Genomic DNA, 13,760 nt, shown 5'->3' with positions numbered 1-13,760 from the left:
CTACGACGAGAAACCTCCGACAGGTCAACGGAGACGGGAGCGAACGGCGTCAGGCCATGAGCGGGCGGGCTGTGGGCGGGATGGGGGCCGGCAACGCGGTTTCGCCTCCGCGCAACCAGGCGTCCAGTCCCGCCGCGCAGGCACGACCCTCGGCGATCGCCCACACGATCAGCGACTGTCCGCGGCCGGCGTCACCGGCGACGAATACCCCGTCGACGCTGCTCGCGTAGGACGCGTCCCGCTTGATGTTGCCGCGCTCGTCGAGCTCGACCTCCAGCTGTTCGAGCAAGCCGCCACGTTCCGGTCCGACGAAGCCCATCGCCAGCAGGACGAGCTCGGCGGGGATCTCCTCCTCGGTGCCGGGCACAGGTTCGAACCGGCCGTTCTCGAACTTCACCTGCACCAACCGCAACGCCCGGAGCCGCCCCTCGTCGTCGCCGACGAACTCCTGCGTCGACACGGCGTACTTCCGGTCCCCGCCCTCCTCGTGTGCGCTCGACACGCGGAAGATCATCGGGTACGTCGGCCAAGGGTGGGCGACAGGCCGCTCGTCGCTCGGGCGCGGCATGATCTCCAGCTGGACAACGCTCTTCGCGCCCTGGCGATGAGCGGTGCCGAGGCAGTCGGCGCCGGTGTCCCCGCCGCCGATGATGACGACGTTCTTGCCCGCGGCGGTGATCTGGTCGGGGACCTCCTCACCGTGCGCGGCCCGGTTGGCCTGCGGAAGGTACTCCATCGCCTGGTGGATCCCGGCCAGGTCGCGTCCGGGCATCGGCAGGTCACGCGGGATCGTCGAGCCCATCGCCAGGACGACCGCGTCATAGCGGGTACGCAGGTCCTGGCCCGTCACGTCCACGCCGACGTTGACACCGGCGCGGAAGATCGTGCCCTCGCGGGCCATCTGGTCGATCCGGCGGTCGAGGACCCGCTTTTCCATCTTGAACTCGGGGATGCCGTAGCGCAGCAGGCCACCGATCTTGTCGGCGCGTTCGTACACCGCGACCGTGTGACCGGACCGGGTGAGCTGCTGGGCGGCGGCGAGCCCGGACGGGCCCGAGCCGACGACGGCGATCGTGCGTCCGGTCAACCACTCCGGCGGCTGCGGGGTCACCCACCCTTCCTCGAACGCCCGGTCGATGATCGCGACCTCGACGTTCTTGATCGTCACGGCTCCACCGGACGTCGCCTCGTCGATGGCCAGGACACAGGCCGTCTCGCAGGGTGCGGGACACAGCCGGCCGGTGAACTCCGGGAAGTTGTTGGTCGCGTGCAGGCGTTCGATCGCGGCCTGCCAGTCGTCACGCCAGACCAGGTCGTTCCACTCGGGGATGAGGTTGCCGAGCGGGCAACCCTGGTGGCAGAACGGGATACCGCAGTCCATGCAGCGCCCGGCCTGGGCGGAGATGATCGGCAGCAGGGCGTGGCCGATGCCCTTGCCGGGATAGACCTCGTTCCAGTCCCGCAGGCGTTCGCCTACGGGACGACGGTGCGCAACCTCGCGCGGAGTGGTCAGGAAGCCCTTGGGGTCAGCCATGTGCAGCCTCCATGATCGCCTGGTCGACGTCGCGTCCTTCGGCCTCTGCGCGGGCGCGCGCCTGCAGCACCCGTTTGTAGTCCTGCGGCATGATCTTCGTGAACCGGGCGAGTGTCGCCGGCCAGTCCGCAAGGAGCCTCTCCGCCACCGCGGATTCGGTTGCCTGGCCGTGCGCCTTCACCAAGGCTGTCAACAACTCCTTGTCATCGTCGGTGAGCGGCTCCAGATCGACCATCTCCTGGTTGATCCGCCCTGCTCGAAGATCCAGGACGTACGCCACGCCACCGGACATGCCGGCCGCGAAGTTGCGTCCGGTCGCGCCGAGGACGACGACGGTGCCGCCGGTCATGTACTCGCAACCATGGTCACCCACGCCCTCCACGACCGCCGTCACCCCGGAGTTGCGGACGCAGAACCGTTCGCCCACCTTGCCGCGGATGAAGAGCTCGCCACCGGTGGCGCCGTAGGCGATCACGTTGCCGGCGATGATGTTGTCCTCCGCCACCAGCGTGGCCGTTCGGTCCGGGCGTACGACGATCCGCCCACCGGACAGCCCCTTGGCAAGGTAGTCGTTGGCATCGCCTTCCAACCGCAGCGTGATCCCAGGCGGAACGAACGCACCGAACGACTGGCCGGCCGACCCGATGAAGGTGAGGTCGATCGTGTCGTCGGGAAGTCCCCTGCCGCCGTAGATCTTCGTCAGCTCGTGACCGAGCATCGTGCCCACGGTGCGGTTGACGTTGCGGATCGGTACCTGCGCACGGACCGGCTCGCCCTTGTCGAGGGCGTCGCGGGCGAGCTCGATGAGATGGTTGTCGAGCGCCTTCTCCAGGCCGTGGTCCTGGCTGGTCACACACCGGCGTGCGGCGCCACCTGGCAGGTCGGGCACGGCGAGGATCGGGCTGAGGTCGAGCCCCGAGGCCTTCCAGTGCTCGACCGCCTGTCCGACGTCGAGCATCTCGGCGTGGCCGATCGCCTCGTCGAGACTGCGGAACCCCAACTCCGCAAGGTATTCGCGGACCTCCTGCGCGATGTATTCGAAGAAGGTGACCACGAACTCCGGCTTGCCGTTGAAGCGCTTGCGCAGCTCGGGGTTCTGGGTCGCGACGCCGACCGGACACGTGTCGAGGTGGCAGACCCGCATCATGATGCAGCCGGACACGACGAGCGGCGCGGTCGCGAAGCCGTACTCCTCCGCGCCGAGCAGTGCGGCGATCACGACATCGCGGCCGGTCTTGAGCTGCCCGTCGGTCTGGACGACGATCCGGTCCCGCAGCCCGTTGAGCAGCAGCGTCTGCTGGGTCTCGGCGAGGCCCAGCTCCCAGGGCGCACCCGCGTGCTTGAGCGAGGTGAGCGGCGCCGCGCCGGTGCCGCCGTCATGGCCGGAGATCAGCACCACGTCGGCATGCGCCTTGGACACCCCGGCCGCGACCGTACCGACCCCGACCTCGGCGACCAGCTTCACGTGCACCCGCGCCGACGGGTTGGAGTTCTTCAGGTCGTGGATCAGCTGCGCGAGGTCCTCGATCGAGTAGATGTCGTGGTGCGGCGGCGGCGAGATCAGCCCCACACCCGGCGTCGAGTGCCGGGTCTTGGCGATCCACGGGTAGATCTTGCCGCCCGGCAGCTGGCCGCCCTCGCCGGGCTTCGCGCCCTGCGCCATCTTGATCTGCAGGTCACTGGAGTGGGTGAGGTACTCCGACGTCACGCCGAACCGTCCGCTCGCGACCTGCTTGATCGCACTGCGGCGTTCGGGGTCGTAGAGCCGCTCCGCGTCCTCGCCGCCCTCGCCGGTGTTGGACCGGGCGCCGATCCGGTTCATCGCAATGGCGAGCGTCGAGTGCGCCTCCATCGAGATCGAGCCGTACGACATGGCACCGGTCGAGAAGCGCCTGACGATGCTCTCGACCGACTCGACCTCCTCGATCGGCACGGGTGGGCGGACCCCGCTACGCAGCGAGAACAGCCCACGCAACGTCATCAGTCGCTGCGCCTGCTCGTCGACGCGGCTCGTGTACTGCTTGAAGATGTCGTACCGCTGGCTGCGGGTCGAGTGCTGCAACCGGAACACCGTCTCCGGGTCGAACAGGTGCGGCTCCCCCTCACGCCGCCACTGGTACTCGCCCCCGATCGCCAGGCGCCGGTGCGGCTGCGCGACCCCGTCCCGGGGATACGCCTGCACGTGCCGGCGGCGTACCTCCTCGGCGATCGCGTCGAGCCCCACCCCGCCGAGGCGTGACGTGGTGCCGGTGAAGTACCTGTCGATGACGTCCTGCCCCAGGCCGATCGCCTCGAAGATCTGTGCACCCGTGTAGGACGCGACCGTCGACACGCCCATCTTGCTCATGACCTTGAGCACGCCCTTGCCGAGCGCCTTGACGAGATTGCGGACGGCCTGTTCGGTCTCGATCCCGGTGAGGAAGTCCCCTTCCCGCACGAGGTCCTCGACGCTTTCCATGGCGAGGTAGGGGTTGACCGCCGCCGCGCCGTAGCCGATCAGCAGGGCCACATGGTGCACCTCGCGGACGTCGCCGGCCTCGACGACCAGACCGACCCTGGAACGGGCCTTCTCCCGGATCAGGTGGTGGTGCACCGCTCCGGTGAGGAGCAGCGACGGAATCGGCGCCAGGTCGGCGTTGGAGTGCCGGTCCGACAGCACGATCACCCGCGCGCCGTCGGCGATCGCCGCCGACACCTCCGTGCAGATCTCCTCGAGCCGGCGAGCCAACTCCGCTCCGCCACCCTCGACGCGGTAAAGGCCCTTGACGACGTGCGCGGCGTAGCCGGGGAAGTCACCGTCGCGGTTGACGTGGACGATCTTGGCCAGCTCGTCGTTGTCGATCACCGGGAACGGCAGCACGATCTGCCGGCACGACGCGGGCCCTGCCTCGAGGAGGTTGCGCTCCGGGCCGATCGTCCCGGCGAGTGAGGTGACCAGCTCCTCGCGGATCGCGTCCAGCGGCGGGTTGGTGACCTGGGCGAACAGCTGCGTGAAGTAGTCGAAGAGTAGCCGCGACCGCCCGGACAGCACCGCGACCGGGGTGTCACTACCCATCGACCCGATGGGTTCCGCACCCACCCGGGCCATCGGGGCGACGATGACCCGCAACTCCTCCTCGGTGTAGCCGAACGTCTGCTGCCGACGGGTGACCGACGCGTGCGTGTGGACGACGTGCTCACGGGGCGGGAGGTTCTCCAGCCGGATCAGGCCGGCGTGGAGCCATTCGTCGTAGGGGTGCTCGGCCGCGAGCTGGCCCTTGATCTCCTCGTCCTCGATGATCCGGTGCTCGGCGGTGTCCACGAGGAACATCCGACCCGGCTCCAGCCGGCCCTTGCGGACGATCGACTTGGGGTCGAGGTCGAGCACGCCGACCTCGGACGCCAGGACGACGAGGCCGTCGTCGGTGACCCAGTACCGGCTCGGACGCAGGCCGTTGCGGTCGAGGACCGCCCCCACCTGCGTACCGTCGGTGAAGGCCACGCACGCCGGACCGTCCCACGGCTCCATCAGGCAGGAGTGGAACTCGTAGAACGCCCGCCGCTTGGCGTCCATCTCGGTGTGGTTCTCCCACGCCTCGGGAATCATCATCAGCACGGCGTGCGGGAGCGAACGTCCGCCCATCTCGAGCAGCTCGAGCGCCTCGTCGAAGGTGGCGGAGTCGCTCGCTTCTGGCGTGCAGATCGGGTAGAGCCGCTGCAGGTCGCCAGCACCATGCTGGTCGTCCGACCCGGGCTTCGCCAGCAGGTCGGAGGCGAGCAGGGCCTCGCGGGCGCGCATCCAGTTCCGGTTGCCCATGACCGTGTTGATCTCGCCGTTGTGGGCGAGATAGCGGTACGGATGGGCGAGTGGCCAGGACGGGAACGTGTTGGTGGAGAAACGGGAGTGCACCAGCGCGATCGCACTCTCGACCCGCCGGTCGGACAGATCGGGAAAGAACGGCTCCAACTGCTCGGTCGTCAGCATTCCCTTGTAGACAAGGGTGCGCGACGACAGCGAGGGGAAGTACACGTCCGTGTCGTTCTCGACGCGCTTGCGCAGCGCGAACGCCCGTCGCTCCAGTGCCAGACCGGGAAGCGCCCCGCCCTCGACACTCGCCACGAAGAGCTGGCGGAACCGCGGCATCACCGCACGGGACGTCTTGCCGAGCAGCTCAGGCGCAACCGGGACGTCACGCCAGCCGACGACGACCAGACCCTCCTCGGCCGCGACCTCCCCCACCCGGCGTACGACGGCGGCATCGGCATCGTCGTCATCGGGCACGAACGCGGTCCCGACCGCGTACTCCCCCGCAGGCGGCAGTGGGAAGTCACAAACCGCACGGAAGAACGCATCGGGAATCTGGATCAGCATCCCGGCTCCGTCACCGGAGTCGGGCTCACTCCCGGAGGCACCGCGGTGGTCGAGATTGCGCAACGCCGTGAACGCCTGGTCGACGATCTGCCGACTGGGCTCACCGCTCAACGTCGCGACGAAGGCGACGCCGCAGGCGTCGTGCTCGAACCGCGGGTCGTAAAGGCCGTGCGGCGGCGGGGGCGTTCCGAGCATGTGGATACTCCCGTCGTCGAACTCGCGTTTGAAGGTACTAGCCCGGGGGACGACCCCCGGACCCCCGAACGTGCTCGAGGGACGACGTTGGCCCTGGAGATTGCATGCAGGGTAGCGGAGCGATCCGGGCGCCGGCCATCATCCCTCTCCTGATGGCCATGCGGCCCGAAGTGGCCCAGGGACGACTGACCCGGTCCGAATGAGCGGAAACGGGTCGAAGCGGCTCGGCGTCGAGCTACCTACCTGACATTGTGCATCGTCCCGAACATCATTGTGCATCCTTGGGCCGGGACCCGCCCTGTGACGTTCGTCCCGCCGACTCCGGGCCGCGGACCTCGAAACCGAGTTCGACCGGAACGCCCCGCTGGTCGCCGAGCTCGTGCTGCTCAGCCTCGTCGCCGTCCCCGTGGGCGTCACTGCCGGGCGCGCCGACCCGCGGGTCGGTGTGGGCGCTACCGTCCGTAGCCACCGCGGCTCTGTCGTCACCCAGCTCGGTGACCGTCTCGCGGCCCGGCCGGAGTCGGGCGGAGATGGCGATGTAGAGCACCGCCGCCAGGAACACCGCCACCGACGTCCACACGTTGAGCCGCAGGCCGGCGACCTGGTTGACGGGGTCGATCCGGAGGTACTCGATCCAGCCCCGTCCCAGCGTGTAGCCCGCCACATAGAGCGCGAACGCCCGGCCGTGGCCCAGCTTGAACCGACGGTCTGCCCAGATCACCAGGCCGGCGACCCCGACATTCCAGACACTTTCGTACAGGAAGGTGGGTTGGAAAGATTCGTACTGCTCGTAGCCAGGCGGGCGGTGCGCCGGGTCGATCTGAAGGCCCCACGGCATCGACGTCGGAGCGCCGAAGAGCTCCTGGTTGAACCAGTTGCCCCATCGGCCGATCGCCTGGGCGAGGATGATCCCCGGCGCCAGAGCGTCGGCCATGGCCGGAAGCGGGATCCCCCGCCGCCGACAGCCGATCCAGGCGCCGAGGGCACCGAACGCGATGCCACCCCAGATGCCGAGGCCGCCCTCCCAGACGGCGAACGCACGGAGCGGATCACGCCCAGCTCCGAAGTAGAGCTGGTAGTCGGTGGCGACGTGGTAGATCCGTGCACCCACCAGGCCGAACGGCACCGCCCAGACGGCGATGTCGGCGACCGTACCGGGGCGGCCGCCGCGAGCGACCCACCGCCGGTTGCCCAGCCAGACGGCGACGATGACGCCGGCGATGATGCACAGGGCGTACGCCCGGATCGGCACCGGACCAAGGTGCCAGACTCCCTGGGACGGGCTGGGAATCAAGGCCTGGATCAGCATGGGCGGGTGTACTCCTGTGCTCCTCGGGATGCGCGGCCCTGCGGGCGGCCTCGCGCCGGTGGGGCCGCGCTTACCGGACGGACACTACCCGGTCACCGCTTGCCCGCGAGCGCATCGGTGATGGCGAGTCTCAGCGCGGTCGGGCTCGTGTCCTCGGGATCGAGCGGCTTGCCGTCGACGAAGACGGTGGGGGTTCCGGAAACGCCCCGGTCTGTCGCCGTCTGGTCGATCGACTGGACCCACTCGGCGAACTTCTCCTCGCGTACGCATGAGCGGAAGGACCCGGAGTCAAGTCCCACGGACCGGCCCAGGGCTACCAGCTGGTCGGTCGTCCAGTCCTGCCGGAAGTTGCTGTACAGCGCGTTGTGCATCTCCTTCGCCCTGCCCTCGTCGGCGGCACAGGCGAAGGCGTTTGCCGACAGCTCCGTCGGGCGACCGAAGTTGTCGAGCGTCACGGGGTAGTAGACGACCCGGACCTTGTCGCTCTCGACCTGCTGGCCGATCATCTTCTCGGCGCCGGTCTCGAACTCCTGGCAGTGCGGACAGGAGAAGTCCTCGAACACCTCGACGACGACCGGCGCATCGGCCTCACCCAGGCCCACGCCGTTGCCCAGGCCGGCGGCTCCGGTGCCCGCTCCGCTCGACTTGGAATAGCCCTCGACGACGCCGGCCGGGGCGGCCGCGTCGGCGTCGATCCGCGATCGCTGCCACTGGACGACGCCCGCGACGGCGACGATGGCGAGCACGACCACGACGGCGATGCCGACCCGGGCGAAGTTCTCGCGCCGCCGCTCCTGCGCCGCCTGCCGTTCTCGCTCGGCCTTGAGCGCGTCGCGGGCCGACTTCTTGGTCATGTCGGTTCCCCCGTCTGACTGGTGTCGAGCGTCTGACTGGTGTCGAGCGTCTGACTGGTGTCGAGCGTCCGTCTGGTGTCGAGCGCGAACCGACCGGCGCCGAAGACCGCCAGCCACGCCGCGCAGAGGGTGAGTCCGAGATCTCGCAGGATCTCCTCGAGGTACTTCGTCTGGGCGGGGTCCACCAGTCCGCCGTCGCCGAAGCAGCCACAGTCGATCGACAGCCCACGCGCCCAGACCGAGGCGATACCGGCCACGAACACCAGCATGAGTACCCCGGAGAAGACGGCCGCCACCCGGGTCCCCATACCCAGGATGAGCGCCACCGCGAGAACGATCTCCACGAACGGCAGGGTGTAGCCGACGGCCGCGTCGACGCCGTACGGCAGAAGTTGGTACGCCCGCACGGCCCGGACCTGTTCGGTGGGGGCGACGCCGAGTTTGAGGATTCCGGCGACGAGCAGAACACCGCCAAGGACCAGCCGCGCAGCCAACGAGACCCAGGGCGCGCTGGCGCGCCAGCGGTGCCTTCCGGGAGCTGATATGGCGGCGGTGGGGTCGGCCGTGTCAGTGCCCACGACGCCGGACTCCAGCGGCCAGGTCCCGGGCGAGCTCCTCGACCCCCGTCCGGCCGGCGTGCCCATCCGAGGCGGTGAGGACCCGGCGGACGAACGCCGAACCGACGATCACCGCGTCGGCGTACGACGCGACCTCGGCGGCCTGGTCACCGTTGGAGACGCCGAGCCCGACGCCGACCGGCAGCGCGGTCACCGCGCGGGTACGGGTCACGAGGTCCGGCGCGATCCGCGAGGTCTGCGCCCGGGCTCCGGTGACCCCCATCACCGACGTCGCGTAGACGAAGCCGCGGCAGGCGTCGGCCGTGATCCGGAGCCGCTCGTCGGTCGAGGACGGCGCGACGAGGAACACCCGGTCGAGGCCGGTCGCGTCGGACGCCGCGATCCACTCGCCGGCCTCCTCCGGGATCAGGTCCGGTGTGACCAGGGCCGACCCGCCCGCCGCGGAGAAGTCGCGGGCGAACCGGTCGAGGCCGTACTGCTCGATCGGGTTCCAGTAGGTCATGAGGATGACGCAGACACCGGTTCCGGCGACCGCCTCGATGGTCCGCAACACATCGGTCGTACGAATCCCGCCACGCAGCGCCTGCTCCGACGCCGCCTGGATCACCGGTCCGTCCATCGTCGGGTCGGAGTAGGGCAACTCGACCTCGATCACGTCGACCCCGCCGTCGACCATAGCCTTCATGACCGCGATCGCGTCGTCGTAGGTCGGGAAGCCGGCTGGGAGGCAGCCGACGAGTACGCCGCGGTTCTCCCCCCGCGCCTTGTCGAAGAGGGGCGTGACGCTCATGTCCTATTCCTCTTCCTGCGCGTCCGAGCCGGGCTTCTCGTCGAGCAACCCGAACCACCGCGCGGCGGTGTCCATGTCCTTGTCGCCGCGCCCGGACAGTCCGACGAGGAGGACCGCGTCGGGTCCGAGTTCCTTCGCGACCCTGAGCGCCCCGGCCACGGCATGCGCCGACTCGATCGCCGGGATGATCCCCTCGGTCCGGGTGAGCAGCCGGAACGCCTCCATCGCCTCCGCGTCGGACACCGGCGCGTAGGTCGCGCGACCGGTGTCATGCAGCCAGCTGTGCTCGGGGCCGACACCGGGGTAGTCGAGCCCGGCCGAGATGGAGTGACTCTCGATCGTCTGGCCGTCGTCATCCTGCAGGACGTAGGACCGGGACCCGTGGAGGACGCCGATCCGCCCACCGCTGATCGACGCCGCGTGCCGCCCCGTCTCGCCATGTCGGATTGCTGCTTCGCTGGCATCGCCACCGGCCTCGAAGCCGTACAGCCGGACGTCCTCGTCGGGAACGAACGCCGCGAACAACCCCATCGCGTTGGAGCCACCACCGACGCAGGCACAGGCCGCGTCCGGCAGCCGGCCGAGAAGCTCGAGCGACTGGGCGCGCGCCTCGTCGCCGATCCCGCGGCAGAAGTCACGCACCATCGCCGGGAACGGGTGCGGCCCGGCCACCGAGCCGATCAGGTAGTGCGTGTGGTCGACGGTCGCCACCCAGTCGCGGAGCGCTTCGTTCATCGCGTCCTTGAGGGTGCGGCTGCCGGAACGGACGGGAACCACCTCGGCGCCGAGCATCCGCATCCGGGCGACGTTGAGCGCCTGCCGACGGGTGTCCTCCTCGCCCATGTAGACCAGGCACTCCAGGTCGAGGTAGGCGGCGGCGGTCGCGGCGGCGACGCCGTGCTGGCCCGCGCCTGTCTCGGCGATGACGCGTCGCTTGCCCATCCGCTTGGTGAGCAGGGCCTGCCCGAGCACGTTGCGGATCTTGTGGGCGCCGGTGTGGTTGAGGTCCTCCCGCTTGAGCAGGATCCGGGCACCGGCGACCTCGGAAAGGCGGGTCGCGTCATAGAGCAGGCTTGGCACGCCGGCGTACTCACGAAGCATCCGGTTGAGCTCTCCGGTGAACTCCGGGTCCGCGAGCGCCTCTGCCCGTGCCGCGTCCAGTTCGTTCAGGGCCGCGATCAAGGCTTCAGGAACGAACCGGCCGCCGAAGCGGCCCCAGTGCCCGGTCGCGTCGGGTCCGGCCGGTGTTCCGGCGGGGAAGCTCGTCACAAGATCGGTCATGGGCACGACTCAGTCGTGGTGAAGGGCAGGATGCGCACCGGCCGCGACGAGATCCGCGACCGCCGAGCGCGGGTCCTTGCCGGTGACGAGGCTCTCGCCGACCAGCACCGCGTGGGCGCCGGCTCGTGCGTACTCGATCACGTCATGGGGTCCACGAACGCCCGACTCGGCGATCTTGACGATGTTGTCGGGGATCTTGGGCGAGAGCCGGGCGAACGCGGTCCGGTCGACCTCGAGCGTCTTCAGGTCACGGGCGTTGACACCGATGACCTTCGCTCCCGCGTCGGCCGCGCGGACGACCTCCTCCTCGGTGTGACACTCGACGAACGGAGTGAGGCCGATCGACTCGGCACGTTCGATGAGCGAGACCAGTGCGTTCTGGCCCAGTGCCGCGACGATCAGCAGCACCAGGTCGGCACCGTAGGCCCTGGCCTCCCACAACTGATAACTGGTGAGAACGAAATCCTTGCGCAACAGGGGGACCTCGACAGCGGACCGGACCGCCCGCAGGTCATCGATCGTGCCGCCGAACCTGCGGTTCTCGGTGAGCACGCTGATCGCCGCCGCGCCGCCGGCCTGGTAGTCCACCGCCAATGCGGCCGGATCGGCGATCGCGGCCAGCGCACCCTTGCTCGGGCTCGAGCGCTTGACCTCGGCGATGATCGCCACTCGGTCGCCGCGCAACACCGGCATCGGGTCGATCGCATACGGCAGGTGCGCGGTCCGAGCCTTGAGATCCTCGATCGAGACTCTCGCCTGGCGCTCGGCTAGATCGGCACGCACGCCGTCGAGGATGTCGTCGAGGACGCTCACGCGGTCAGGTCCTTCCTGCGCGGCTACCAGGGCTCGAACGGACCCGATTCCCCGCGGCCCGTGCACTCCCTGAGGACGAGGTTCAGACTAACGACGCCCTGTCGCCGGGCCGACACCGGATGGCTCCCCTGAGCGTGCTCCAAGCCCACCCCGAGCCTGCCCCAAGCCCGCCTCGAGCCGACCCGAGCCGGGACACAAGCGAGGGCCCCGCACACAGCGCGGGGCCCTGAGGAATCGTCGTACGGAGAGGAGTCACACCTTGACGACGAGGGTGGACATGATCTTGTCGGCGAACGTCTGGCGCTTCTGGTCCCACAAGGGCCACAGATAGCCGATGTAACAGGCCATGCCGTCGAGAACGTGGGCGAGGGCACGCACGAACGCCACCCCGGCACCAACCGGCTGACCGTCGGACTCACGGAGCAACTTCAGGCCAAGGACCTGCTTGCCGACGGTCTGACCGGTACTCCCCTGCCGGATGACGACGTTCCAGATCCCCAACCCGAGGCTGACAAGCCCGAGCAGGCCGGCGATGATGCCGGTCACGCCGTCCGGCGGAGTGCCCTGCGCGAGCGACGGGATGTAGAGCGCATAGCTCACGGCAAGGGGGATGCCGGTGACCAGTCCGTCAAGGAGAGTGGCGCCGACGCGCTGCAACCAGGTGCCGAGCTGGTCCGGACCGGGCTGTCCCACCATCTGGGCGTACTGCTGCGCGTACTGGCCGTAGGGGTCCGGTTGGCCGTACTGCCCCTGGCCATAGGCCTGCTGACCGTAGGGCTGACCGGCATACGGCTGCTGGCCGTACTGACCCTGACCCGGCTGGCCCTGACCCGGCTGGCCCTGACCCGGCTGACCCTGACCCGGCTGACCCTGACCCGGCTGAGGCTGGCCATACGGTTGCTGGCCGTACTGCCCCTGACCCGGCTGACCCTGACCCGGCTGAGGCTGCCCATAGGGCTGCTGACCGTACTGACCCTGACCCGACTGGCCCTGACCCGGCTGGCCCTGACCCGGCTGAGGCTGGCCATACGGTTGCTGGCCGTACTGGCCCTGGCCTTGGGCGTACTGGCCCTGACCTGGCTGGCCCTGACCCTGGCCATACGGCTGCTGACCGTACTGACCCTGACCCGACTGGGGCTGGCCATACGGTTGCTGGCCGTACTGCTGTTGGCCGTACTGCTGTTGGCCGGACTGGCCCTGGCCGTACTGCTGACCCGACTGCCCAGCCTGGCCGTACTCGCCCTGGCCGTATTCCGGCTGGCCGTATTCCGGCTGGCCGTACTCGCCCTGACCGTGGGGCTGCTGCCCGCCGCGGCCCGACGACTGTCCCTGCTCGTGGGGGTCAGAGCCCGCAGGCGGGTTCGGCGTACTCACAACCGTCTCCATTCGAAAGTGTCCTAGTGAACCCGAGCAGGCTAGCGACCCGCAGGCGCGCAGGGAACAGCTCCCGGGTGAGTCCCAGGGAGAGAGTCTGCCGTCCATGGCGACCACGCGCTACCAGGCGCCGACACCAACCCTGGGTCGTACGCCTCGGACCCGCGCCGCGCGCCTGCCGACGGCTACCGTTGAGGTGTGCCGGACTCCCATCCACCAGCCACCCCGCCAGCCAGCGTCCTGGCGGGAATGGCGGTCGCCGCGCTCGGCGGATTGAGTATCGCGGGCATCTACTCCTGGAGTGGCGGCACCCTCGGCATCCCCTGCCTGCTGCGGAGCACCACTGGCCTGGCCTGCCCGTTCTGCGGGACGACCCGCATGGTCGCCGCACTGTTGCACGGCGACCTCACGAGCGCGCTCCTCTTCAACGCGCCGGTTCTCGTGGCGGCAACGGTGGCGGGCTACGTCTGGATGAGCTGGGTGCTGGAGCGGCACGGGAACCGCCGGTTGCGGTTGCCGCGCCCCCGCCTCACGCCTGTGGGCCGACACCGGTTGACCGGCGCACTGATCGGCCTTGCGGTGGTGTTCATGGTCGTACGCAACCTGCCCTGGGAGCCCTTCACCGTCCTCGGCGCCTGACCGACCAGCCGTCGTCTGATCTGCCCAGGCGATGCGCTGACC

Annotated in this window: 11 protein-coding genes; 2 read left to right on the top strand and 9 right to left on the bottom strand. The window is 69.4% G+C overall.

Going from position 1 to position 13,760, the window contains the following annotated elements; genetic code table 11:
* Window positions 1-49: 49 nt before the first annotated feature.
* The 9 genes from ABNF93_RS12020 to ABNF93_RS11980 all read right to left on the bottom strand — a co-directional run bounded on the left by ABNF93_RS12020 (window position 50) and on the right by ABNF93_RS11980 (window position 12,401).
* Window positions 50-1,534: a glutamate synthase subunit beta gene (locus ABNF93_RS12020; protein ID WP_349328032.1), complete on the bottom strand. Its 1,485-nt coding sequence runs from the start codon at window positions 1,532-1,534 to the stop codon at window positions 50-52.
* Window positions 1,527-6,080, bottom strand: a complete 4,554-nt coding sequence (gene gltB, locus ABNF93_RS12015) for a glutamate synthase large subunit (RefSeq protein WP_349328031.1) — start codon at window positions 6,078-6,080, stop codon at window positions 1,527-1,529. The genes ABNF93_RS12020 and gltB overlap by 8 nt, the downstream gene beginning before the upstream one ends.
* A 268-nt stretch (window positions 6,081-6,348) precedes the next feature.
* The gene (gene lgt, locus ABNF93_RS12010; protein WP_349328030.1) at window positions 6,349-7,389 is read right to left on the bottom strand and encodes a prolipoprotein diacylglyceryl transferase; all 1,041 of its coding nucleotides are present in this window, start codon (window positions 7,387-7,389) and stop codon (window positions 6,349-6,351) included.
* 92 nt (window positions 7,390-7,481) lie between these two features.
* On the bottom strand, window positions 7,482-8,243 hold the full coding sequence (locus ABNF93_RS12005; protein WP_349328029.1) for a DsbA family protein: 762 nt from the start codon (window positions 8,241-8,243) through the stop codon (window positions 7,482-7,484).
* A complete protein-coding gene (locus ABNF93_RS12000) occupies window positions 8,240-8,821 on the bottom strand; it encodes a MauE/DoxX family redox-associated membrane protein (RefSeq protein WP_349328028.1) in 582 nt (193 codons plus the stop codon). The genes ABNF93_RS12005 and ABNF93_RS12000 overlap by 4 nt, the downstream gene beginning before the upstream one ends.
* Window positions 8,811-9,611, bottom strand: a complete 801-nt coding sequence (gene trpA / locus ABNF93_RS11995) for a tryptophan synthase subunit alpha (RefSeq protein WP_349328027.1) — start codon at window positions 9,609-9,611, stop codon at window positions 8,811-8,813. The genes ABNF93_RS12000 and trpA overlap by 11 nt, the downstream gene beginning before the upstream one ends.
* Window positions 9,612-9,614: 3 nt before the next feature.
* Window positions 9,615-10,892: a tryptophan synthase subunit beta gene (gene trpB, locus ABNF93_RS11990; RefSeq protein ID WP_349328026.1), complete on the bottom strand. Its 1,278-nt coding sequence runs from the start codon at window positions 10,890-10,892 to the stop codon at window positions 9,615-9,617.
* A 9-nt stretch (window positions 10,893-10,901) separates the two neighbouring features.
* Window positions 10,902-11,705: an indole-3-glycerol phosphate synthase TrpC gene (gene trpC, locus ABNF93_RS11985; RefSeq protein ID WP_349328025.1), complete on the bottom strand. Its 804-nt coding sequence runs from the start codon at window positions 11,703-11,705 to the stop codon at window positions 10,902-10,904.
* Between the two features lie 252 nt (window positions 11,706-11,957).
* Window positions 11,958-12,401, bottom strand: a complete 444-nt coding sequence (locus ABNF93_RS11980; RefSeq protein ID WP_349328024.1) for an RDD family protein — start codon at window positions 12,399-12,401, stop codon at window positions 11,958-11,960.
* Window positions 12,402-12,440: 39 nt separating this feature from the next.
* Between ABNF93_RS11980 and ABNF93_RS11975 the strand changes: the two genes are divergently transcribed.
* Both ABNF93_RS11975 and ABNF93_RS11970 read left to right on the top strand, forming a co-directional pair.
* Complete coding sequence (locus ABNF93_RS11975) at window positions 12,441-13,106, top strand: hypothetical protein (protein ID WP_349328023.1); 666 nt, start codon at window positions 12,441-12,443, stop codon at window positions 13,104-13,106.
* 171 nt (window positions 13,107-13,277) lie between these two features.
* Window positions 13,278-13,718: a DUF2752 domain-containing protein gene (locus ABNF93_RS11970; protein WP_349328022.1), complete on the top strand. Its 441-nt coding sequence runs from the start codon at window positions 13,278-13,280 to the stop codon at window positions 13,716-13,718.
* Window positions 13,719-13,760: the final 42 nt, after the last annotated feature.

Source organism: Actinopolymorpha sp. B9G3, assembly GCF_040120725.1.
In the GTDB taxonomy this organism is placed as follows: Bacteria; Actinomycetota; Actinomycetes; order Propionibacteriales; family Actinopolymorphaceae; genus Thermasporomyces.
Note: the sequence above shows the minus strand (reverse complement) of the source record. Positions and strands in the feature narration are given on the sequence as shown.